This is a genomic window from Haliovirga abyssi (assembly GCF_030295325.1).
Classification (GTDB): Bacteria; Fusobacteriota; Fusobacteriia; order Fusobacteriales; family Haliovirgaceae; genus Haliovirga; species Haliovirga abyssi.
Window position 1 is genome coordinate 1011105 of the sequence record NZ_AP027059.1, and the last position, 20448, is coordinate 1031552.

Genomic DNA, 20448 nt, shown 5'->3' on the forward strand with positions numbered 1-20448 from the left:
AATTAATTTTTTAAAAATAGGTGGAATTTATGAAAAAAATTATTTATATATTTATATATTTGTTTATATCTGTTTATAGTTTTTCAATATATGAGGTTGGAATTACTTATGGTGATAAGCCAAATGAGATAATATTTCCAATCTCATTTACTATGTCCAAAAATAATGACACATATGTATTGGATTATGGTTTGTCAAAAGTTGTACTCTTTGATAAAAAATTTAAATTTATTAAAAAATTAGACTTAGAAAAAGGAAATATTTCAATAAAAAATATTAAGGATAAAATATATTTATTAAATAGTATTAAAAATAGTATTACAGTATACAATTTGAATTTAGAAAAAATATTTTCTTTTGGTTCAAAAGGAATGACCGAAAAAAAGTTTAATCATATAGGAGAAATATATATGATTAAAGATAAATTATATATATTTGATGAATATAATTATAGAATTCAAATTTTAGATAAAAATTATAATTATTTATCACAAATCTTATTGCCAAAATTTGAATATATATATAAACCTTATTATAGTTTTAATTATGATTTGAGTTATAATAATGGCATTATTTATATATTAGATAAATTTAATAAAAAAGTTTATGAGTATGATGTTAAAACTAATAAAAAAATCAAAAAAGAGTTAAATTTAGCAGAGATGGTTTCTCCAGCTAAAATGTTTTTTATAAAGAAAAGTTTGGTATTATTTGATAAATCAAATAATAATATCTATTTTCCTGGAGTAAAAACAACAAAAAAAGTAAAAGAAGAGGGAAAGAAGAATAATGTTGAAATATTAAATGGTTCGAAAATTATAGAAAAGGATAATAATATATTTTTTATTAGAGAAAGTAGTATTTATAAATATAATATACAAACAAAAAAAGAAAAAAAAATAATAGATTTTAAGAAGATTTCAAAAGGAGAATATCTAAAACCTATAGCTTTATCAGAAGATAAAAAGAATAATTTATATGTAGTAGATAATTCGTTAAATAAAGTATTAATCTATGATAAAAAAGGGAGTTTTGTTAAAGAAATTGAAAATATAGGGATATTTCCAACAGATATAGCAATAGATGATAATAATAATAAATATATTTCTATCGCAGGAGAAAATAGAATAAAAAAATATAATTGGAAAAATAGATTAATTTTTACTTATGGAGGATATCAAGAATTTCCTTGTAATTATAAATTTTGGTATGACAATTTAGATAAAAAAGAAAAAGAGAAAAAGAAAAAAAGTGAAGATAGATATATTTATAATTTAAAACTAGATTTAGATAGTATGGGATACATATATGTTTTAGATTCAAAAGAGATGAATATAAAAAAATATGACAATTTTTTTTCGGAAAAAGATATAATTGGTGGAAGAGAATCTTTATTAAATATAGTAAGAGGAAAAAAGAGCTTTGATAAATTTGGCTGGGATGAACAGAATTTAGATAATTTAAGTGATATATTTTATAATGATAATAAAATATATGTTTTGGATAGATTTTATAAAAGGATAGATATTATAGAAAATGGGAAACTCACTAAATTTATAGAAGATAAATTTTCAGAGAATGGTTTAAATGGAATTTATGTAAAAAACGATAAAATTTATGTAACAGATACTTATAATTTTTCAATAAAAATATATGATAATAGCTTAAAAAGGATTAAAGATGTATCTTTATTGCAATATGGGATTATGCCAGTTAAAATTTATGGAGATTATATTATAGGGATTTCAACAAAAGAAGCTTTAAAGAAAAACTATAGAATATATAATATAAAGGAGCTTTTAAATGATTAGTTTGAATTCTGTAAATGTGATTTTGAGTTCTAAAGAGATATTAAAAGATATAACAATGGAAGTAAAAGAAGGAGAAGTTTTTTCTATATTAGGGCCTTCTGGATGTGGAAAAAGTGTTTTGCTACAAAATATCATTGGATTAATGAAACCTAACAAAGGTGAAATTATTATTGACAATATAGATATAACTAAATGTAATAAAAAAGAATTAAATCAAATAAGAAAAAAATGTGGATTTTTATTTCAGCATTCTGCTTTATTTGATTCAATGACAATAGAAGAAAATTTAGCATTTCCAGTTTTACAACATACAAATTTAAGTTATGATATAATAAAAGAAAAAATAAATGAAAAATTAAAAATAGTAGGGTTAAATGGTATAAATGATAAAAAGCCATCAGAATTATCAGGAGGGATGCAAAAGAGAGCAGCTCTTGCGAGAAGTATAATATTAGAACCTAAGTATATGTTTTATGATGAGCCAACAACTGGATTAGATCCAATAATGTCAAATGTAATAAATGATTTGATAATAGATTTAAATAAACGATTAAATATTACATCAATTGTAGTGACTCATGATATGAAATCTGCTTTTAAAGTTTCAGATAGATTAGGGCTTTTATATAACGGAGAAATTATAGTTCAAGGAGACAAAGAGTATATGAAAAAGATAGATGACCCATACTTTTTACAATTTATTGAAGGTGAAACAAATGGGCCTATAGATTTAAATTTTATAAAGAGGTGATTAAAATAGTTAAGAAAGAAACTTTTATTGGAATTTTTGTATTTATAAGTATTATAGCGTTAATTATTTTTTTATTTAGTTTAGGAAAAATAAGTTTATCTTCAAATTATTATGTTGTAAAAGTAAGTTATAAAGATGTTAGTAATTTAGAAATAGGTACTCCAGTATTATTAGCAGGAGTGAAAGTTGGAAAAGTAAAAAATATATATTTAGATGATGGAAAAGTTATAGTTGAATTATATATTAAAAAAAATATCAAAATAAGAAAAGGGGCAAAAGTTGCTATATTTTTAAAAGGTGTAATGGGAGATTTGATAGTTAGTATATATAATCCATTAAAAGGGGATGAATATTATAAGAATAAAGATGTTCTTGAAGGGATTGATCCAATATCTTTAAATACATTAGTAGACCAGCTATCAGAAACTATAGTAATAATCAATGGTTTAAAGGATACTATTGATAAATTACCAATAAAAGAAACAAAAGAATTGATAATAAATTTAAATAAAGCATCAAAAAGTTTAGATAAAACATTATTGGAAAGTAATAAATTAATAAAAGTAAGCAGTTTAATATTAAATGAGAATAAGAAAAATATAAATTTATTATTAAATGAAATGATAAGTTTTATGAAAAAATTAGATTCTATTATAGATAGTAATAATAAAAACTTAAAAATGGTATATAACTCTATATTATTAACTATTAATAATACGCAAAAGATATTAGATGATAATTCAGATAATATATCAGGAGTTTCTAAAAATTTAAAATTAATAACAGAAGAACTTTTAGAAGTAATAAAAAGTTTATCAAAAGATGACATTAGTAAAGTATCAAAAGGTATAGTTGGTATAACTGATAATATTGACAAGATAGTAAATAGTATAAACGGTTCATTAAATGAAGAAAATAAAGGTAAAGTTTCTAAAAGTTTAAAAAATATAGAAGATTTAAGTGATAAATTAAAAAAATATACTAATAATAAAATAAAAAAAGAGATTAATTTAGAATATACAAATAAAAATAATAAAATTAATGGGAATATAAAGCTAGAATTAAAAAATGAAAATAGTAATTATTTTGTAGGAGTAAATAGTGGAGAGTTTTCTGATAAATTAAAAAATTTTAATTTGACTTTAGGGAAATATTTTGATAGAACTAAAATAGGAATTAAATTTAGAACTGATGGGTATATGGGAACTTTAATAAAATATGAAATAAATAAAAAATTATATTTAACTGGAGATTTTAATAATTTGGAGAATAAAGAAGTGATTATAGGCACAGATTTTTACTTTAAAAATAGTAAAATATATTTAAGATACGAATTAGAAAACTTCCTTCATATTGGGATAGGATATGAATTTTAAGGAGTTATAAATATGAGAGATTTAATTAAAAAGCATAAGTATGCAATGCTTATGCCGGCATTTATAATAGTAATATATATATTTACTAATTTATATATTACATTTAAATATCAAATACAAAATACAGTTAAAACATTAACAAAAACATATGCTAATTTAAATATTAATTTTGTAGATATGAAAATTAAGAATATTAATGAAGTTGAGTTAAAAGATTTTATATTCAAATCAAAAAAAGGTAAAGTGTTATTAAAAGCTCCACGTGTAAAAATTAATTTTAATATTTTTCCATTTAAATTATCTACAATAAAAGTGATTGATGGGAAAATTAATTTTGAAATGTATAAAAATTCTAAAATAAATTTTTTAACTGAATTTGAAAATAAAGAATCAGATTCAAAAGAAAATAAAGAAATACCATTAAATAAAATTATATTTGAAAATTCAAACATTAATTTTCAAGATTTTAGTAAGAAAAATATTATTAGTAGAGATTTAAAAAATTCAAATGGGATAATATCTTTTTATAATGGGAAAATAAAAATAATAGCTGAAGGGTCTACAAAATATAAAGAAAAATTAAATTTAAACTTAACATTTGATAAAAAACTAAAATTATTAATAAATATAAAAAATTTACTTATTAATGAAAATGATATGCAATATATTGGAGAATTATCAGGAATTAATAGGTATAAAGGAAGAGGGAACATAACATTAACCATAGAAGATAAGAATATAAATGTAAAAGGTGATTTTCATAATGCATCATTACATTATAATGAAATTGAGGATAAAATATATAATATAAATGGAAAATTTGATTATAAAAATAAGAGATTAAATTTATATACTTTTGGATATGTAAGTGGTAAGAAATATGATTTAAATTTATTATATTTAAATAGTAAATTAAATATTAAAATAAGTACCAAAAATATAACATATAATGATGTAGAAAAATTTAAACCAATAAAAAATTTAAATTTAAAAATTAAAGGAAAAATAGAAAAAGCTAATGTAGATTTTAATTATATTAATGATAAACCTTATGCAACAATTATAGCGAAATCTAAAAAGATTTTTGTATTTGAAAATGAATTAAAAAATGTAAATCTTAAAATGGTTTATGATGAAAAAAGATTAAATATAAAAAATGTAGAGTTTAGTTATTCTAAAGATAATCTTTTTTCTGGTGAATTAGTAGGAAATGCAATTTTAACAGGAAAAAAAATAGATGGGAATATAGAAATAAAAAAAATTAAAAATATTTATATTGAAAGTTTAACAAATTTAAAAGGAACTTTTATAGGGCAATTAGATAAAAATATTATAGAAATAAATTTGAAAAATAAAGAATTCGGGAATATATTTATTAGAAATGATTTTTTAAAAAATAGTATAGAAATTAAAAGCAAAATAATTAAAAAACAAAAATTAAAAATAGAAAATCAGGAGTTATTAACAAAAGGGAATTTAGATATAAATTATAATTTTAAAAATTTAGAATTTGAAAAAGGAAGTTTTAATTTAGAAGGAGAATATAAAAATATTAGTTGTTTTGTTAATGGTACTATATTATCAAATATAATGAGGATAAAAAAGTTATATATAAAGAATGAAATTGCATTTGGAACTTTAGATGGGCTATTTAATTTAAAAACATTTTTTTATAAACTGAATATAAAGAAATCAAGGATTAATGTTAAGGGGTCTAATATAGATTTATATACAGATGGGATATTAACAGGGAAAAAAGAAAAATTTTATTATAGTGGAACTATTTCAAGTGAAAAAGGAAATTATATAGGAAATTATTCTGGTCTAAAAGGGAAAATTAATTTATCATATAATGGTATATTTAAAGGAAACTTCTTAGGAGAGTTGAAAAAAATAGAATATAATAATTTTAATTTTCAAGATTTAAGTATAAATATAAGTTTAAATGATAAAATATTAAGTTTTAAAAATATTTCAAATAGATTTGTAACTGTTTTGGGTGACTATAACATAGATTCTAAAAATATGGATTTGAAATATGAATTAACAAATTATAAATTAAATGATTTGAAGTGGTTAGATGCAGAAGGATTAAATTTATATATAAAAAAAATAAATGGAAAGATTAGTGGAGATTTTACAAATCCTAAAATATATTTTGATTTAAAAGAATTAAATTTAAAATATAAAAAAAATGATATTTTATTTTCTGGAAATGGAGAAATATCAGATAATATATTAAAATTAAATAAAGCTAAGATAGATGATAATTTAATTACAGGAAAAATAGATTTAATAAATAAAAATATAGATATACATACAAATATATTTGAGGAAAATTTAAATAAATACTATGATTTCAAAATACCAGATTATTTAAAATATAGGATATTAGGAGATATTAATATTTGGGGAAATATTAAAAATTTAAAATCAGTAGGAGAATTAAATATTGATTCTATTAATTATAAAGATATAAAACTTCCTTCTTTATACTGCAAATTTTCATATAATAAAGGTAATGTTTTTAATTTTTTAAATAGTGGTATATTTGACATATCAAATATAGAAATTAGAAACTATAAAAACAGAAAAACAGCATTAAAAGGTAAAGGAATTGCAAATTTTAAAGATAAAGAGTTTAGTTTGAAAATTCCTGACCAAAATATAAATATAAATAATTTTGGGATAGATAATATTAACGGACAACTAAATGTTAAATATAACTTTATCTATAAAAATAAAAACATAGAATATGAATTGATAGCTAATTCAGATATGTTAAATATTTTTGATGCAAAAATAATTAATTTAGAAAATCATATAGAAGGAAATAATAGTGAATTAACTTTAAAAATTTTAAGGTTATATTATAATAGCAATAAATTTGAAGCATATGGAAATTTAGATATGAAAAATTTAAAGTATAATTTTAGAATTAACGCCCAAAAGTTAAGATTAAAAACATTTGCATTTTTATTAAAAGATAAATTAAAGTTAATAGATGGAGAAGTTGATGCGAACATATATTTGAATGACGATAGTACATACGGAACTATTAAATTGAATAGAGGAAGTTTAATAACAAAGGATGAAAAAATTGTTTTAAAAAATATAAGTGGAATTGGCGTTATAAATAAAAATAAATTTTCTATTTCAAAATTTTATAGTGATATTAATGGTGGGGATTTAAGTGGAAGTGGAAATTTAGAATTAGATGTACCGGATATTTCAAATATAATGAAATATAAACCAAAAATAAATAATTGGGATTTTAATATAAAAGCTGAAAATGTAAAATATTATTTAAATAAAAATATAAATGTACTGTTTGACACAAATCTAAAAATTAAAAATAAAAATATATTAGGTAGCCTAAAGATAAAATCCGGCGAATTTTCTGGAATAGAATCAGGATTAAAAAAAGATAATAAAAATTATAGTGATATTTTTAAAGGTTTAGAAGTTGGATTGGATGTTTCTATATCAAAAGAATTTAAAATTCATTTAGCAAATATATCAATATTGGAGGATTTGGAAGCATCTATTTCAGGAAATGGGAATTTAACTATTGAAAATAAAAAAATTAATTTTTTAGGAACTATATCAACTGAAGAAGGAGTTATAACTGTAAACAATAATGATTTTAAAATAGAAAATGGGTTTATTGTTTTTGATGATCCATATCTGTTTTTTCCAGAGTTGAATCCTTCTATCTCTTTATTAGCTAGTACTAATATAGCAGGGGAAACAATAGATGCTCAACTACTTGGAGATCTAAAAAGCATAAAATTAAATTTGAGTTCAAGTTCTAATTTGAATTATTCAGATATAATATCTTTATTAACTTTTCATAAAAAAATAGGAGAACTTTCTCCTGGAGGGGTTGTAAGGGATGTTTTAGCAAGGCAACTTAATTCAGAAATAGTATTTAATCCATTATCAAAAAGGATTGCTAAAATATTAGGAATAAGCAAATTCAAATTATACTCAAATATATTAGAAATAAATGATAAGGAGGGAGAACTAAATTTAACAAATGATATTAGATTAGGTGCAACTTTAGATTTGGGAAATTCTTTATATAAAAATATTTTATTTTGGAATGTAAAAGGAAAATTATCAGATGAAATATCAGGGAAAATTGATTATTATGATGTTTGGCTTAATTATAAGATAAATGATCAAAATAATGTATCAGCTGGTATAAAAGAAGAATATAGTGATGACATTGGAAAAAGTGAGCTACATATTGGATGGAACTTTAAATATAAAATTTATAAATGGTTAGATATGATAAATATATTTAATATTCCTAAAAAATAAAAAAACGGAGGTACAGAAATTGAAGAAATTAATTTTAATTTTAAATTTATTAATTTTAAGTATTGCATTTGGAGATAGTGGAACATTAATAAAAAATATAGAAATAACATCAAATAAAGAGGTTCCTAATGAAATAATTTTAAATAGTATGAAGCTAAAAAAAGGGATGGAATTTAAATCCAATGAAATGATAAATGATTATATTTCCATAAAAAATTTAGAATATATAAAAGATTTAGAAATATATCCTAAAGTGGAAGATAATGGTATAAATTTAATGATAAATGTAGTGGAAGTAGAAGGTGTAAAAAAATTATTAAAAGATAAAGGGATTGTGCCAAATTCAGAAAGAGAAAAGATTGATAAAAATATGATTGTTCAGTCAATAGAAGTATTTGGAAATTCTAAAGTAAAGAAAAAAGATATAATAAAGGAAATACCATTTACAATTGGAAGTTATTTTTCAAAAACAAAAACTTTAGAGGGGAAAAATAAAATATTAGCTATGGGTTATTTCAGAGATGTTAGCCCAGAAGTATTAAAATATAAAGACGGAATATATATAAAATATAGAGTTTTAGAAAATCCAATATTAAAAGGTGTAAAAATAGAAGGAAATACATTAATTGGTACAAAAGAGCTTTTAAGTAAATTCAATACAAAAATTGGAGATATATACAATATTAATATATTGAGAAAAGATATTGATAGTGTTACAAAATCTTATGTTGATAAAGGTTATTTTCTTGCTACAGTATATGATGTGGCATTAGACAATGATTTTAATTTAAATATAAAGGTTTCAGAAGGAATATTAAAAGATATAAAATATGAAAAAATAATAGAAAAAACAAAAGATAATGCAGTAAGTATGTCAAAAGAATTAAAAACTAAAAAATATATTTTAGATAGAGAAGTTTCACTAGAAAAAGGGAAGCCAATGGAGATTGCTAAATACAAAGAAAGTGTAAAAAATATATTTAGATTGGGATTTTTTAAAGATATTAAACCTGACTTTATAAGAGATAAAAATGATCCAAGATATATAACATTGGTATTGCATTTAAATGAAAATAGAAGTGGTTCTATTCAAGGAGGAGTTTCATATGGAAATTCTATAGGATTAACTGGTAATATTAGTGTACAAGATAATAATTTTATGGGAAAATCACAAAATTTAAATTTGAAATTTGAGGTATCTTCAAAAAATAAAAAGTTATACGAACTTAGTTTTTATGATCCTTGGATAAAGGGCAGCAATCATCTATCTTTTGGTTCGGGACTATATAGAACAGAAGTTCAGAATTCGGAAAAATCAGATTTAGATTCAGTGTATACAAATAAAAATGGAATTAGATTTTCAATAGGAAAAGGATTAACAAATAGAATTAGATTAAGTATAGGTACAAAACTAGAAGAAGTAACAGAATATAATGGATCACATGAGGAAATAGATAAATATTCTCTCTTGACATTATACCCTACAATATATTATGATAATAGAGATAATTATTTGGATCCTAAATCAGGAGAATATGCAAAATTTAGTACTACTTATGGAAAAGTATTTGGAAGAACAAATTATTATTTAATGGATTCAGAGTTTAGAAAATATCATAAATTTTTAACAGATAAAAATCATATGGCGTATAGAGTGTTATGGGGATATGCCAGCGAAGAAACACCTAAGTCACAAATATATGCTGTTGGTGGTGGTAACAGCTTAAGAGGATATACAAGTTATGATTATGAAGGTAATTTTGAATTAGTATTAAACATAGAAAATAGGTATCAAATTGATGATAATGTTCAAGGTGTCATATTTTATGATGTAGGAAGAACTTGGACACTATTCAAAGATTTTAGTGGATTAAAAGATATAAAAATGGGATATGGAATAGGTCTTAGAGTAAAAACTCCATTAGGGCCATTAAGATTTGATTATGGATGGCCGATAAATGATAAAGATAAGAGTGGTGGTAAGTTTTATTTTAATATAGGGCAATTATTTTAGGTTATTAGAAATAAAAAATATTGGGAGGAGAAAAAAATATGAAAAAAATAGCAGTAGTTATATCATCATTATTAATAAGTGCATCAATATTTGCAGGAGGATTAGGTAAGGTAGATACTCAAAAAGTTCTATCTAAATATCCAGAGACACAAAGAACACAACAATTTTTACAATCTCAAAAAGAAAAAATGCAAAAAGATTTAGATGCAGGAAAAGAAAAAGTCGCAAATTATCAAAAAGAACTAGAACAAAAAGGGGATAAAGCTACAAAAGAAGAGAAAGATAAATTAGATAAAATGAAATCAGAATTTGCAAAAAATTATAAAGGAATGCAAAGTAGTTTAGACCAATTACAATATACAATGTATGAAAAATTAAAATCAGATATAAATTTAGCAATAAAACAAGTTGCTAAAAAAGATCAATTAGATGCGATATTTGATAGTGCTGTTGTATATTATGGAGCAACAGATGTAACAGACGATGTAATAAAATTTTTATCAGGAGTTGAAAAAATAGATTTAAGTAAGTAGGAGGAAATATGTACTCAGTAGAAGAAATTGCAAAATTAATTGATGGGAAAATTATTGGAGATAAAAATTTTAAAGTAGAAGGATTAGCTCCATTTTATGAATCAAAAGAGAATAAAATTACATTTGCTTTAGATGAAAAATTTTTAAAAAATTTAAACAAGACTTTATCAAAAGCAATTATAATACCAGAAGGAATTATTACAGAATTTGATAATAACAAAATATATATATTGGTAGATAAAAGCCCAAAAGAAAAGTTAATGAAAATATTGAAATTTTTTAAAAAAGAACAAAAAGAGATAGAAAAAAATATAGAAGAAGATTTAAATATATACGTAAATGTAAAAATTTCTCCAAATTGTTATATTGGTCATAATGTTAAAATAGGAGAAAACAGTATAATATATCCTAATGTAACAATATTAGAAGGAGTAACTATAGGAAAAAATAGCATAATATATCCTAATGTAACAATAAGAGAATTCTGTAAAATAGGTGATAATGTAATTATTCAACCAGGAGCAGTTATTGGTTCTGATGGATTTGGATATATTCCATTGAATGGAATGCATCAAAAATTAGAACAAATAGGGAGTGTCATAATAGAAGATAATGTGGAAATAGGTTCAAATACAACAATTGATAGAGGAGCTATTGGAGATACAATTATAAAAAAAGGGACAAAAATTGATAATTTAGTTCATATTGCACATAATGATAAAATAGGAGAAAATTGTCTTATAATAGCTCAAGTTGGGATATCTGGAAGTGTTGAAGTTGGAGATAATACAATTTTAGCAGGACAAACAGGAGTTGCAGGACATTTAAAAATAGGTAGTAATGTTGTAATAGCTGCAAAATCTGGAGTAACAAATAATGTTCCAGATAACTCAAGAATGGCAGGATTTCCATTAAGAGCTCATAAAGATGATTTACGAGTAAAAGTGGCAATGGGAAAAGTACCTTCTTTGATAAAACAAATTAAGAAATTGGAAAAAAAATTGGAGGAAAAATAAAGTGAAAAAAAAATATTTTATTTTAATAATGTTTTTAGTTATATCGATAGTTGCTTTAAGTAAACCAGCAAGTAAAGGGTTTACGGGGTTAATTGATTTTCCAACTGCATATAATTTAAGAATAAGCAATTATTCAGTAACTGGGTTAATAGATCATCTTGAGGGAAACAGTAAATTTGGCATTATGTTAGAAGGTGGATTTATTCCTCAAATTGAAGCGGGAATAAAATTATCAAGTGAAGACAAATTAATAAATCAAAAATTATTAAAAGCTAATTTTAAATTTCAATTTGTACAAGAAGCAGATAATCCTGCAATGGCAATAGGGTTTGTAGAAGATGAAGATGTGGTTTATGGTTATTTAGTTGCGTCAAAATCGATAAGAAAATTATTAAATAAAAAAATATTTTTAGATACTTCAGTAGGATTAAAATATAATGAAAATTCAGAAGCAAGTTTTTTTGTAGGGTTAGGATTTCCAATCTTTCAAAAGATAAAACTATTATCAGAGGTATATTCATATAATAGTGAAAATAAATTGGGAGAAAAAGAAAAAAAAATCAGTTATAATATAGGTGGAGAATTTTATACAACTTCAAATGTTTCTACAAAAGTTTTTTGGAGAGAAATTGATGATAGTGTTGGAATTTCAATAAGTTATACAGGAATATATGACAGATAATTTATAGTTTTAAATATAAATTTTGAATATATTATTTTTTGCTATTCCTAAAGAGGGTGAGAAAAATGGAATTAGAAGAATGGAATAATCTTCAATGTCAGTTATTTAAAGAATGCAATTTAAATGTAAAAAATATTGTAGAGGTTTATAGAGTTGCCTCTAAGATTGCACATTTAAGAGAATTAGAGGATTTTGAACTAGCACTAGGTTATGCTAAAGATATTTTAATGAAAGAAGTAGGATGAAAATATCAAAAGAATATATTATAATTTGATTTTGATCTATAAAAATGAAAGGGAATTTTATAAAATTTTCCTTTCATTTTTATATTGAGGAACGGCTTAAAAATAACCTTTAGTTAAAGAAGCTTACTTTTTAAACGTTCTTGAGGAACGGCTTAAAAATAATCTTTTTATTAAAGAAACTTATTTTTTAAACGTTTTCATATGATATACTACAAAAGTTTTTTGGAGGAAAATTTGAAAAAAGAAATTAAATACAGATTTGAAGTATCCTTATATTATATAATAAAATTTTTTATATTATTATTTCCAATGAAAATTAGATATAAAATTGCTGAATTTTTTGGAGTAATAATTTATAAATTATTAAAAATAAGGAAAAGGGTTACATTAAAAAATTTAGAAATAGCTTTCCCAGAAGCAGATAATATTACAATAGAAAAAATAGCGTTAGAGTCCTATAAAAATATTTCTAAAACATTTTTTGAACTATTGTGGTTAGATGAAATAAAAACCAAACTTGTAGGGAGAGAAAAATTAGATGTAGAATTAAAAAAAGGGAAAGGAGTAATTTTATTATCTTTACATATTGACAATTGGGAGATATTAGGGCAAGAATTAGGTAAAAGTGGATATAATGTTTATGGGGTGGCAAAATCACAAAGTAATAAAATTTTAGATGAAATAATAAATAATATAAGGACAAAACATGGTGCAAAGGTTATTTTTAAAGGGCGAAATTCTTCTAGATTATTAATAAAAGCTTTAAGAGAAAATGCAATATTAGGATTAATATCAGATCAATATACTAACGATAGTGAAGTTATATTTTTTAATAAAAAAACAAAAGCTCCAACTGGAGCGGCAGTTTTAGCATTGAAATTTGATGTCCCTGTTTTTTTAGCATATACAGTTAGAGAAAAAGATAATACACATATATTTTATTTTGAAAAAAAAATAGATTTACAAAAAACAGGAGATGATAAACAAGATATAAAAACTAATACTCAAATATGTACAAGTGAAATAGAAAAAGTAATAAGAAAATATCCAGAACAGTGGTTTTGGCAACACGATAGATGGAGGATAAAATGAAAATATTAGGAGTTATTCCTGCTAGATATGGTTCTAGCAGATTTGAAGGGAAGCCATTAGCATTAATTAATGGAAAAACAATGATAGAATGGGTTTATAAAAGGGCGTTGAAATCAAATGTAGATAAACTAATTGTGGCTACTGATGATATGAGGATTTATGATAAAGTTAAAGAATTTGGCGGAGATGTTATGATGACTTCTAATTCTCACAAAACAGGCACAGATAGGATAATAGAAGTAGCAAAAGAATGGAATGAGTATGATGTTATAATAAATATCCAAGGTGATGAACCATTAATTGAAGTAGAGATGATTAATCAATTGATTGTTCCATTTGTAGAAAATTCTAAATTAAAAATGGCTACTTTAAAGCATGAAATATCGAATAAAAATAATATTGTTAATCCAAATATTGTAAAAGTAATTACTGATAAAAATGGATATGCTCTATATTTTAGCAGAACTCCAATACCATATAATAGAGACAAAAAAGATGCAAAATATTATAGACATATTGGAATTTATGGATATAATAGACAATTTTTATTAAATTATAACAATTTAGAAAAAAGTGTGTTAGAGGAAATGGAATCTTTAGAACAATTAAGAGCATTGGAAAATGGATATAAAATTAAAGTTGAAACTACAAATTTTGATGTACGAGGAGTAGATACTCCTGAAGATTTGCATGAAGTTGAAAGAATAATAAAAATAAAAGGAATTAAAATATAAGGAGGAGTAATGAAACTTACAGAAAAATTAATCAGGGATACTAAAAATATAGAGACACCAGCATTAATTATGGATTTGGATATAATAGAAAATAATTATAAGTCATTAGTAAAAAATATTGATAATTCACAAATATTTTTTGCAGTAAAGGCTAATTCTCACCCTAAGATTGTGGAAAGATTAGTTAGATTAGGCTCTTCATTTGATGTAGCCTCTATAGGTGAATTAGATTTAGTTTTGTCGAAAAATGCTGATGTGAAAAAAATAAGTTTTGGTAATACAATAAAAAAATCTAAACATATAAAATATGCTTATGAAAAAGGAGTTAGAATATTTGTAGCAGATGAGTTTTTAGAAATAGATAAAATAGCAATTAATGCTCCTAATTCGAAGTTATTTGTAAGAATGCAAATGTCAGATTCTGATAGTGATTGGCCTTTGACAAAAAAATTTGGAACAAATATAGAAAAAGCAAAACAACTACTTATATATGCAAAAGAAAAAGGAGTTATTCCATATGGAATATCATTTCATGTAGGGTCACAATGTTATGATAAATATATATGGAAGACAGCACTTTTGAAAACAAAAGATATATTTGATGAATTGAGGGAAGAAGGGATAAATTTAAAATTTATAAATACTGGTGGAGGTATGCCAATAAAACATATTAGAGAAATTCCTACAATTGAAGAGATTAGTGATGTAATTAATGATACTATAAAAACATCTTTTGAGGAATATAAAGATTTAATTGTAGCTGTGGAACCTGGAAGGTCAATGGTTGGTAATGCGGGGATTTTAATTTCAGAAGTAATATTAAGATCAGAAAAAGAAAAAAATGAATGGCTTTATATTGATAGTGGAGTTTTTCACGGTTTAATGGAAACATCACAGGGATTCAAATATGAAATTATAGTCCCAAATAGAGCAGGAGAACTTTGTAATTATACATTATCAGGTCCAACTTGTGATAGCGTAGATACAATGTATGAAAATATTCAGTTACCAGATGATATTGAAATAGGAGATAGGGTATATTTTATAAATGCAGGAGCATATACTACTGGATATGCTAGTAATTTTAATGGAATAGAACCACCAAAAATTTATTTTTTAGATGAAATTTTATAAATAACAGGAGAGGCTTTGATAAAAAGCCTCTTTGTTTTTTATTAGGAAAGTATAAATTTATGCAGAAAATAAGCTACGCCGTTTTTTTGAAATATGCAATTTTTCAAAGCGAAATTTTTCAGAAACCAAAAATTTTGAAAAACATTTATACTTTACATTATGAAGCGTAGCTTATTTTTTTATTTTATAAATAATTACTATTTTCGAAAAAAATAATAAAATAATGTTTGACATATGAAAAAAAATAGAGTAATATTTTTATATAGCGAACAGTTGGAGGTGAGGCTAAAATTATTTTTTAAAAATTTTAAAAAAAGTTTTAGAAAAACAGAATTTTATTAAAAGGAGGGGTAGTTGTGAAAAAGATTGGCAGTTTTATTGCAGGAATACTTTTATCAGCAACAGTTTTTGCGGGAACATCAGAGTATGTAGTTCAAAGGGGTGACACTTTATCGAAAATTGCAAATAAGAACAAAATTAGCGTTCAAAAAATTATGCAATTTAATAATTTGAAAAATATGAATTTTATCAGAGAAGGTCAAAGACTGAAATTAATGCCTATGTATAGCCAAAAAAATTTAAATGAACAAATGGTAATGGCAGCAAATTGGTATCAAACTTCAGGAGAGATGCAAGCATTATCATATCAAGCATTTAATATGGCCAAAATAATCTACTATGCAGATTTGACTTCTAACAAAGATAATGAACAAAAAAGAGCAGTAGTTGTAGATATAGATGAAACAGTTTTAAATAACAGTCCATATGATGCAGGATCTATTGAAACTAATAATTCATATCCAAAAGAATGGAATGATTGGGTTAAATCAGAGCAAGCAGTTCCATTACCTGGTGCAGTAGAATTTTTAAATTTTGTTGTAAAAAATAAAGGTGATGTTTATTATATATCGAATAGAAGTGTTAAGCTATTACAACCTACAATTAATAATTTAAAGAAATTTGGATTTCCAGAAGCAGACAAAGAGCATGTATTATTAAAAGGTAAAACTTCAAATAAAGAACCGAGAAGAGAACAGGTAGCTAAAAATCATAGAATTGTATTGTTAATGGGAGATAATCTTAATGATTTTTCATATGTATTTAGAGGAAAAACAATGTCAGAAAAAGCTGATTTAGTTGATAATTTAAAATCACAATTTGGAAATAAATTTGTATTGCTTCCAAATCCATTATATGGAGATTGGGAAGGAGATATTTATAAAGGAAATTGGGGAATGACACCAGAGCAAAAAAATAAAGCAAGAAAAGAACATTTAGTAAAATGGGAATAACAAAATAAAGAAAAAGGTATCAGAAATTAATCTGATACCTTTTTCTTTATTTTAAATCACATTCTATTTTTTCATTCCATAAGGTTACTTTATTTCTTCCACTGTGTTTAGAGCTATATAAGGCTTCATCTGATTGTTGCTTTAGTTCTTCTAAAGTTGTTGCTGTTTCTGGATAATTAGAAACTCCAAGGCTAATAGTAAGATTCCCCAATGGTTGTAATTCCTCATATGGAAAAGTATTTTCAGCAACTTTTGTTCGTACTTTTTCAGCAAGTTCAGATGCTCCGTTCATATCGGTATTTGGCAAAATAATAGAAAATTCTTCTCCACCATATCTACATACAAAATCTGTTTCTCTACATGTATCTTTAAATAATTTAGAAATAGTGCTAAGAAGAATATCTCCTGCAATATGGCCATTATTATCATTGTAATTTTTAAAATGATCTATATCAATCATAATTAATGACAAAGGAATATTTTCTCGTATGCTTCTAGTCATCTCATTTTTTGAAGAAGTATCAAAGAAACGTCTGTTATATAATTGAGTAAGTTCATCTATTATAGCTATTTTTTTATTTTTTTGATACAGGTGTAAATTATTAATAACTAATGCAGTTTGATGAGAAAAATTTATTAATGAATTTAATCTATATTCCGTATATTTTTTCTTATCAAATTTATTATCAACAATAACAAATCCAAGAATAGTATCATATGAAATTAACGGTACTAAAATAAAATTTTCAAGATTAAATTTTTTAAAAACTTTTTTGTTGCTTTCAGAAAAATTTGAAAAATTTAAATTTACAGTTTCATAATTTTGTTTAGCTAAAATAGTTTTTAGATAAATATCATTACTATAGTTTATTTTGGAAGAATTAACAATTTTGTTAATTGGTTTTATTATTTCAGAAGGAGAATAAAAAAATTCTATTGGACATTTTTCTATTTTTTCCCAAGTAGATTTTGCTTCCTCTTCTGTAATCTCACCAATAGCTTTTTCTCCAAAGAAAAAATTTCCATTTTTTGAAAATAGTATAGCTCTATTAAACCCAATGCCATCATTTGATGTAAGATAAGTTAAATATAAATGATATATTTCATTTAAATCTTTATCTTTTTCCATTAATGTTATAATTTTATTTAATAAATCTAGTTCTCTTATTTTTTTTCTTAGTTGAGAATGGTTTATATGTAAGTCAAATGAAGTAGATACTTGTAATAAAACAGAATTATATTCTGAAAAAAAATCAGGATCCATTAATTTATTAGAATAACCAAGAAGGATATATCCAATATAATTCAATGAAGAATGTAGCTTTAATATTCCAAGATTTTGCAAGTTTATATCCTCATTTTTAAATACAGTAGAAAAAAGTTCTGGTGGAATTATATTTTTTTGATATTGGTCTAAAAATTTAAAATCAATATTAAAAGTTCTATCTAAAAAATTCCCATTAGAAAAAGTTTTTTCATAAAGACCAGTTGTAGGATCGTATAAAATAAAATATATGTTTGGAGTGTTAAAAACAACTCCTAAATTTTCACTTGCAACTTTAAAAAAGTTAATAGAATTACTGCTTTTAGTTAAAGCAATATTAACAGCATCAATTATTTTGTTTTTATAGATCAAAGTTTGTACAAATTGATTAACTTTTGAAAACTCTAAAAAAGAAATTTTATTTTCTATAGGATAAGAACTATTTTCATTTTTTGAAAATGATTCCAAACGATATATCAATTGAAGAATAATTAAAGAAAAAATCAGTGATAATATTATTCCGATTAAAAGAAACTGTGGAAAAGAAAAAAATTGATATGCAAAAACGAATCCAATTAAAATTAAAGAATAAAAAATGGTTAGTTTTCTTAATTTTATTTTCATAAATTATGCGCCTCCCGAATGGTTACTAATAAAAGAAATTATAACATAATTTTAAGGAAAATAAAAGTTGTAATTTAAAAAAAAATAGTATATAATTATTTAAGGATATCAAGTTGCTTTTTAAGATATTCTTAAACTGTTTTTAGGAATAATAATGTTTTTAGGAGGAAATAAAATAATGAATATGAATTATACGCCAAAAGAAATAGTGGAAAAATTAAATAAATATATTATTTCACAAGATGAAGCAAAAAAAAATGTAGCTATAGCTTTGAGAAATCGTTATAGAAGAAAAGAGATACAAGATATAGAATTAAAAAAAGAGATAATTCCCAAAAATATAATTTTGATAGGTTCTACTGGAGTTGGTAAAACAGAAATAGCAAGAAGATTAGCCAAAATAGCAAATGCTCCATTTATAAAAGTTGAAGCTACTAAATATACAGAAGTGGGATATGTAGGTAAAGATGTCGAAAGTATTGTAAAAGATTTGGTAGCTCTTACATTTAGAATGGTACAGAATGAAAAAGCAAAAGAATTAAGAGAAAAATATATTGAAAAAGTATATGAAATTATCGCTAAAAAGCTTTTTTCTTATGAAACTATAAATGATGATAAAAAAGAAGAAATTATAGAAAAAATAAAATCTGGTGAATATGATGAGTCAGAAATAGAGATAAAACCGCATTCAAAATCAATTTCTCCAGTAATAGAAGTTTATTCTAATGGAAGAGGAGATGGACCAGAAGGATTAGGCAATATTACTGAAATGTTAGATGATTTAGTATCTGGATTATCAGGAAAACCTCAAAAACAAAAAAAGATAAAAGTAAAAAATGCAATAGAAATATTATTGCAAGAAGAGATAAATGAGAATACAAATAAAGAAGATTTAATAAGGGAAGCAATAAATAAAGTAGAAAATGATGGGATAATTTTTATAGATGAAATTGATAAAATAGCAGAAAGAGGAACTAGATCAGAGGTATCAAGGCAAGGAGTACAAAGAGATATTTTGCCAATTGTAGAGGGGACAACGGTTATGACTAAATATGGGCCAGTAAAAACTGATCATATTTTATTTATAGCAGCAGGAGCTTTTTCTATGACAAAGCCATCAGATCTTATGCCTGAATTACAAGGTAGATTTCCAGTAAGAGTTGAGTTGAAAAATTTATCAAAAGATGATTTCGTAAAAATATTGACAAATGTTAAGAATAATTTAGTATATCAATATATAAAATTATTAGAAGTAGAAGATGTAACATTAGAAGTAACAGATGAAGCAGTAGATAAAATAGCAGAATACGCTATTTTATTAAATGAGAAAATTGAAAATATAGGAGCTAGAAGATTACATTCGGTAATAGAAAAAGTTTTAAAAGATATTTTGTTTGAGGCACCTTATGGAGAAAACAGGAAGATAATATTAAAAGGTAAAGATATTGATGATAAATTTAAAGGAGCTATAAAAAAAGAAAATTTAGAGAATTATATATTATAAAATTTTTTAGAAAATAGAAAGGTCATTTTTGGTATTATGATCAAAAATGA

At 23.4% G+C, this 20448-nt stretch carries 15 protein-coding genes; 14 read left to right on the top strand and 1 reads right to left on the bottom strand.

From position 1 onward, the window contains the following. Positions 1 to 29: 29 nt before the first annotated feature. From RDY08_RS04525 to RDY08_RS04585, 13 genes are all read left to right on the top strand, one after another. The gene (locus RDY08_RS04525) at positions 30 to 1811 is read left to right on the top strand and encodes an NHL repeat-containing protein (protein ID WP_307905242.1); all 1782 of its coding nucleotides are present in this window, start codon (positions 30 to 32) and stop codon (positions 1809 to 1811) included. Then, on the top strand, positions 1804 to 2562 hold the full coding sequence (locus RDY08_RS04530) for an ABC transporter ATP-binding protein (protein WP_307905243.1): 759 nt from the start codon (positions 1804 to 1806) through the stop codon (positions 2560 to 2562). The genes RDY08_RS04525 and RDY08_RS04530 overlap by 8 nt, the downstream gene beginning before the upstream one ends. Then, a complete protein-coding gene (locus RDY08_RS04535; protein ID WP_307905244.1) occupies positions 2559 to 3938 on the top strand; it encodes an MlaD family protein in 1380 nt (459 codons plus the stop codon). The genes RDY08_RS04530 and RDY08_RS04535 overlap by 4 nt, the downstream gene beginning before the upstream one ends. 12 nt (positions 3939 to 3950) lie before the next feature. Then, positions 3951 to 8264: a translocation/assembly module TamB domain-containing protein gene (locus tag RDY08_RS04540; RefSeq protein ID WP_307905245.1), complete on the top strand. Its 4314-nt coding sequence runs from the start codon at positions 3951 to 3953 to the stop codon at positions 8262 to 8264. Positions 8265 to 8283: 19 nt separating this feature from the next. After that, the gene (locus tag RDY08_RS04545; RefSeq protein ID WP_307905246.1) at positions 8284 to 10278 is read left to right on the top strand and encodes a BamA/OMP85 family outer membrane protein; all 1995 of its coding nucleotides are present in this window, start codon (positions 8284 to 8286) and stop codon (positions 10276 to 10278) included. Positions 10279 to 10316: 38 nt separating this feature from the next. Beyond that, on the top strand, positions 10317 to 10811 hold the full coding sequence (locus RDY08_RS04550) for an OmpH/Skp family outer membrane protein (protein ID WP_307905247.1): 495 nt from the start codon (positions 10317 to 10319) through the stop codon (positions 10809 to 10811). Positions 10812 to 10819: 8 nt separating this feature from the next. Continuing rightward, positions 10820 to 11827, top strand: coding sequence for a UDP-3-O-(3-hydroxymyristoyl)glucosamine N-acyltransferase (gene lpxD / locus RDY08_RS04555; protein WP_307905248.1), 1008 nt, complete (start codon positions 10820 to 10822; stop codon positions 11825 to 11827). Between the two features lies 1 nt (position 11828). Next, a complete protein-coding gene (locus RDY08_RS04560; protein ID WP_307905249.1) occupies positions 11829 to 12509 on the top strand; it encodes a hypothetical protein in 681 nt (226 codons plus the stop codon). A gap of 65 nt (positions 12510 to 12574) precedes the next feature. After that, positions 12575 to 12754, top strand: coding sequence for a hypothetical protein (locus RDY08_RS04565; protein WP_307905250.1), 180 nt, complete (start codon positions 12575 to 12577; stop codon positions 12752 to 12754). Positions 12755 to 12988: 234 nt separating this feature from the next. Next, positions 12989 to 13846: a lysophospholipid acyltransferase family protein gene (locus RDY08_RS04570; protein ID WP_307905251.1), complete on the top strand. Its 858-nt coding sequence runs from the start codon at positions 12989 to 12991 to the stop codon at positions 13844 to 13846. Beyond that, positions 13843 to 14580: a 3-deoxy-manno-octulosonate cytidylyltransferase gene (kdsB, locus tag RDY08_RS04575; RefSeq protein ID WP_307905252.1), complete on the top strand. Its 738-nt coding sequence runs from the start codon at positions 13843 to 13845 to the stop codon at positions 14578 to 14580. The genes RDY08_RS04570 and kdsB overlap by 4 nt, the downstream gene beginning before the upstream one ends. A 9-nt stretch (positions 14581 to 14589) precedes the next feature. Then, positions 14590 to 15714, top strand: coding sequence for a type III PLP-dependent enzyme (locus RDY08_RS04580; RefSeq protein WP_307905253.1), 1125 nt, complete (start codon positions 14590 to 14592; stop codon positions 15712 to 15714). Positions 15715 to 16070: 356 nt separating this feature from the next. After that, on the top strand, positions 16071 to 17006 hold the full coding sequence (locus RDY08_RS04585) for a 5'-nucleotidase, lipoprotein e(P4) family (RefSeq protein WP_307905254.1): 936 nt from the start codon (positions 16071 to 16073) through the stop codon (positions 17004 to 17006). Positions 17007 to 17052: 46 nt separating this feature from the next. Here the strand turns inward: RDY08_RS04585 and RDY08_RS04590 are convergent, their stop codons facing one another. Further along, positions 17053 to 18894 carry a sensor domain-containing diguanylate cyclase gene (locus RDY08_RS04590; RefSeq protein ID WP_307905255.1) on the bottom strand — a complete coding sequence of 614 codons (1842 nt, stop codon included), beginning with the start codon at positions 18892 to 18894 and terminating at the stop codon, positions 17053 to 17055. Between the two features lie 178 nt (positions 18895 to 19072). Here RDY08_RS04590 and hslU point away from each other — a divergent pair, with 178 nt between their 5' ends. After that, the gene (hslU, locus tag RDY08_RS04595; protein WP_307905256.1) at positions 19073 to 20398 is read left to right on the top strand and encodes an ATP-dependent protease ATPase subunit HslU; all 1326 of its coding nucleotides are present in this window, start codon (positions 19073 to 19075) and stop codon (positions 20396 to 20398) included. Positions 20399 to 20448 lie beyond the last annotated feature (50 nt).

What these genes read in the sequence shown, in the direction of transcription:
- RDY08_RS04525 (WP_307905242.1), top strand. Translation starts at nt 30, where the DNA reads ATGAAAAAAATTATTTATATATTTATATATTTGTTTATATCTGTTTAT.
- RDY08_RS04530 (WP_307905243.1), top strand. Translation starts at nt 1,804, where the DNA reads ATGATTAGTTTGAATTCTGTAAATGTGATTTTGAGTTCTAAAGAGATA.
- RDY08_RS04540 (WP_307905245.1), top strand. Translation starts at nt 3,951, where the DNA reads ATGAGAGATTTAATTAAAAAGCATAAGTATGCAATGCTTATGCCGGCA.
- RDY08_RS04550 (WP_307905247.1), top strand. Translation starts at nt 10,317, where the DNA reads ATGAAAAAAATAGCAGTAGTTATATCATCATTATTAATAAGTGCATCA.
- lpxD (WP_307905248.1), top strand. Translation starts at nt 10,820, where the DNA reads ATGTACTCAGTAGAAGAAATTGCAAAATTAATTGATGGGAAAATTATT.
- RDY08_RS04565 (WP_307905250.1), top strand. Translation starts at nt 12,575, where the DNA reads ATGGAATTAGAAGAATGGAATAATCTTCAATGTCAGTTATTTAAAGAA.
- kdsB (WP_307905252.1), top strand. Translation starts at nt 13,843, where the DNA reads ATGAAAATATTAGGAGTTATTCCTGCTAGATATGGTTCTAGCAGATTT.
- RDY08_RS04580 (WP_307905253.1), top strand. Translation starts at nt 14,590, where the DNA reads ATGAAACTTACAGAAAAATTAATCAGGGATACTAAAAATATAGAGACA.
- RDY08_RS04590 (WP_307905255.1), bottom strand. Translation starts at nt 18,894, where the DNA reads ATGAAAATAAAATTAAGAAAACTAACCATTTTTTATTCTTTAATTTTA.
- hslU (WP_307905256.1), top strand. Translation starts at nt 19,073, where the DNA reads ATGAATATGAATTATACGCCAAAAGAAATAGTGGAAAAATTAAATAAA.